This is a genomic window from Bacteroides sp. HMSC067B03 (genome assembly GCF_001811315.1).
GTDB lineage: Bacteria > Bacteroidota > Bacteroidia > Bacteroidales > Bacteroidaceae > Bacteroides > Bacteroides faecis.
This window is the reverse complement of the sequence record NZ_KV804326.1, coordinates 1-383: the sequence shown is the minus strand read 5'-3', so window position 1 is coordinate 383 and position 383 is coordinate 1. Positions and strand designations below refer to the sequence as shown.

General features: G+C 42.3%; 1 pseudogene. It reads right to left on the bottom strand.

The annotated features are described in order from the left end of the window. Positions 1–319 (bottom strand): annotated as a pseudogene (locus HMPREF2794_RS29445) (radical SAM protein); the annotation flags it as partial. Between the last annotated feature and the right edge of the window lie 64 nt (positions 320–383).

The window sequence follows — 383 nt, the reverse complement described above, 5'->3', positions numbered from 1 at the left end:
CACCCAAACGCACAACTGTTCCCCGCTCTAATTTGCAGATCTTCCTCTCCACTTTGTCCGTCCGGGAAACGGACGGATTATCTGGATGCCATAGTCCCCTGAAATTAAGAAGCGACTTTGCATAACAATAAGAACAGTCGTGAAAGCATCCACAGCCGTAGAGGTCTAAACGTGTCGGGTAATTGCATTTATTCCCTTCATTCCCGGAGACGGTCTTATAAAAGGACTTGAACTCTGGTGCTTGTGTGGACGTATTCACCCATTGTGGTGCATTTACTGTATATCCGGTAGCCATCCCCGTAACTTTTTCTTTCAACATGCTCATACTCTTTTAAAATGAATGTTTATAATAATACAAATTTGATTATCTTTGCAATGCCAAT